The sequence below is a fragment of the Curtobacterium sp. PhB136 genome, from assembly GCF_004346855.1.
In the GTDB taxonomy this organism is placed as follows: Bacteria; Actinomycetota; Actinomycetes; order Actinomycetales; family Microbacteriaceae; genus Curtobacterium.
This window is the reverse complement of the sequence record NZ_SMGH01000002.1, coordinates 1-3,180: the sequence shown is the minus strand read 5'-3', so window position 1 is coordinate 3,180 and position 3,180 is coordinate 1. Positions and strand designations below refer to the sequence as shown.

1 rRNA gene is annotated in these 3,180 nt (G+C 55.0%); it reads left to right on the top strand.

The features are described 5' to 3' along the window. Positions 1-48: 48 nt before the first annotated feature. Positions 49-3,176: ribosomal RNA gene (locus EDF27_RS00045) — 23S ribosomal RNA — on the top strand. The last annotated feature ends 4 nt before the right edge of the window (positions 3,177-3,180 follow it).

Here is a 3,180-nt window from a genome sequence, read left to right as displayed (position 1 = left end):
CCTTCGGGTGGTCGTGGTTGACGAGTCGATCGCAATTTTAATCTTTGTGGTCAAGTTTCTAAGAGCAAACGGTGGATGCCTTGGCATCTGGAGCCGAAGAAGGACGTAGAAATCTGCGATAAGCCTCGGGGAGCTGATAATCGAGCTGTGAGCCGAGGATTTCCGAATGGGGAAACCCCGCCAGGCGCTTTTGTGACCTGGTGACTCCCGCCTGAATATATAGGGCGGGTAGAGGGAACGTGGGGAAGTGAAACATCTCAGTACCCACAGGAAGAGAAAACAACATGTGATTCCGTGAGTAGTGGCGAGCGAAAGCGGATGAGGCTAAACCGATCATGTGTGATAGCCGGCGGGCGTTGCATGGTCGGGGTTGTGGGACACGTCACTCAGTTCTGCCGGACTGGGGCGGTTACAGCGCATCATAGTCGAACCGGTTTGAAAGCCGGGCCGTAGTGGGTGCCAGCCCCGTAGACGAAATGGTGTTATGGCCGGATGTGTATCCCAAGTAGCACGGGGCCCGAGAAATCCCGTGTGAATCTGTCAGGACCACCTGATAAGCCTAAATACTCCCAGATGACCGATAGCGGACAAGTACCGTGAGGGAAAGGTGAAAAGTACCCCGGGAGGGGAGTGAAATAGTACCTGAAACCGTTTGCTTACAAACCGTCGGAGCACCCTTGTTGGTGTGACGGCGTGCCTTTTGAAGAATGAGCCTGCGAGTTAGTGATATGTGGCGAGGTTAACCCGTGTGGGGCAGCCGTAGCGAAAGCGAGTCTGAATAGGGCGATTCAGTCGCATGTCCTAGACCCGAAGCGAAGTGATCTATCCATGGCCAGGTTGAAGCGACGGTAAGACGTCGTGGAGGACCGAACCCACTTCAGTTGAAAATGGAGGGGATGAGCTGTGGATAGGGGTGAAAGGCCAATCAAACTTCGTGATAGCTGGTTCTCTCCGAAATGCATTTAGGTGCAGCGTTGCGTGTTTCTCGCCGGAGGTAGAGCTACTGGATGGCCGATGGGCCTCAACAGGTTACTGACGTCAGCCAAACTCCGAATGCCGGTGAGTGAGAGCGCAGCAGTGAGACGGTGGGGGATAAGCTTCATCGTCGAGAGGGAAACAACCCAGACTACCAACTAAGGCCCCTAAGCGTGTGCTAAGTGGGAAAGGATGTGGAGTTGCATAGACAACCAGGAGGTTGGCTTAGAAGCAGCCACCCTTGAAAGAGTGCGTAATAGCTCACTGGTCAAGTGATTCCGCGCCGACAATGTAACGGGGCTCAAGCACACCGCCGAAGTTGTAGATTTCGCACTATAGACAAGCCTTCGTGGTTCAGTCGTGCGGAGTGGTAGGAGAGCGTCGTGTGGCGAGTGAAGCGGCGGAGTGATCCAGCCGTGGACGCTACACGAGTGAGAATGCAGGCATGAGTAGCGAAAGACGGGTGAGAAACCCGTCCTCCGAAAGACCAAGGGTTCCAGGGCCAGGTTAATCCGCCCTGGGTAAGTCGGGACCTAAGGCGAGGCCGACAGGCGTAGTCGATGGACAACGGGTTGATATTCCCGTACCGGCGAACAACCGCCCAAGCTAATCCAGTGGTGCTAAGAGTCCTAACCCGGATCAACCGGATCCCTTCGGGGTGATGGTGGCCGGTCTAACGCTCGACCCCATGCTGGTGCGGTTAGCGTATGAACAGGTGTGACGCAGGAAGGTAGCTGAGCCAGGCGATGGTATCCGTAAGGTGAACCTGGTGTAAGGATGTAGGGCTGACGATAGGCAAATCCGTCGTCTGTATGCCTGAGATCCGACGCGTACCCGTAAGGGGAAATCAGTGATCCTATGCTGCCGAGAAAAGCATCGACGCGAGGTTGCAGCCGCCCGTACCCGAAACCGACTCAGGTGGTCAGGTAGAGAATACCAAGGAGATCGAGAGAATCGTGGTTAAGGAACTCGGCAAAATGCCCCCGTAACTTCGGGAGAAGGGGGGCCGGACACGTGACCGGATTTACTCCGTGAGCGTTGAAGGCCGCAGAGACCAGTGGGAAGCGACTGTTTACTAAAAACACAGGTCCGTGCGAAGTCGCAAGACGATGTATACGGACTGACGCCTGCCCGGTGCTGGAAGGTTAAGAGGAGGGGTTAGCCTTTGGGCGAAGCTCTGAATTTAAGCCCCAGTAAACGGCGGTGGTAACTATAACCATCCTAAGGTAGCGAAATTCCTTGTCGGGTAAGTTCCGACCTGCACGAATGGCGTAACGACTTCCCAGCTGTCTCAACCGCGAACTCGGCGAAATTGCACTACGAGTAAAGATGCTCGTTACGCGCAGCAGGACGGAAAGACCCCGTGACCTTTACTACAGTTTGGTATTGGTGTTCGGTGTGGCTTGTGTAGGATAGGTGGGAGACTGTGAAGCGGGCACGCTAGTGTTCGTGGAGTCATTGTTGAAATACCACTCTGGTCACTCTGGATGTCTAACGTAGGACCCTGATCGGGTTCATGGACAGTGCCTGATGGGTAGTTTAACTGGGGCGGTTGCCTCCCAAAGAGTAACGGAGGCGCCCAAAGGTTCCCTCAACCTGGTTGGCAATCAGGTGGCGAGTGTAAGTGCACAAGGGAGCTTGACTGTGAGACTGACAGGTCGAGCAGGGACGAAAGTCGGGACTAGTGATCCGGCAGTGGCTTGTGGAAGCGCTGTCGCTCAACGGATAAAAGGTACCTCGGGGATAACAGGCTGATCTTGCCCAAGAGTCCATATCGACGGCATGGTTTGGCACCTCGATGTCGGCTCGTCGCATCCTGGGGCTGGAGTAGGTCCCAAGGGTTGGGCTGTTCGCCCATTAAAGCGGTACGCGAGCTGGGTTTAGAACGTCGTGAGACAGTTCGGTCCCTATCCGCTGCGCGCGTTGGAAATTTGAGAAGATCTATCCCTAGTACGAGAGGACCGGGATGGACGAACCTCTGGTGTGTCAGTTGTTCTGCCAAGGGCACCGCTGATTAGCTACGTTCGGACCGGATAACCGCTGAAAGCATCTAAGCGGGAAGCCGTCTTCGAGATGAGATTTCCATGCACCTTGAGTGTGAGAGGCTCCCAGCAGACTACTGGGTTGATAGGCCGGATGTGGAAGCGGGGACTAACGACCCGTGGAGCTGACCGGTACTAATAAGCCGAAGACTTGACAACACAA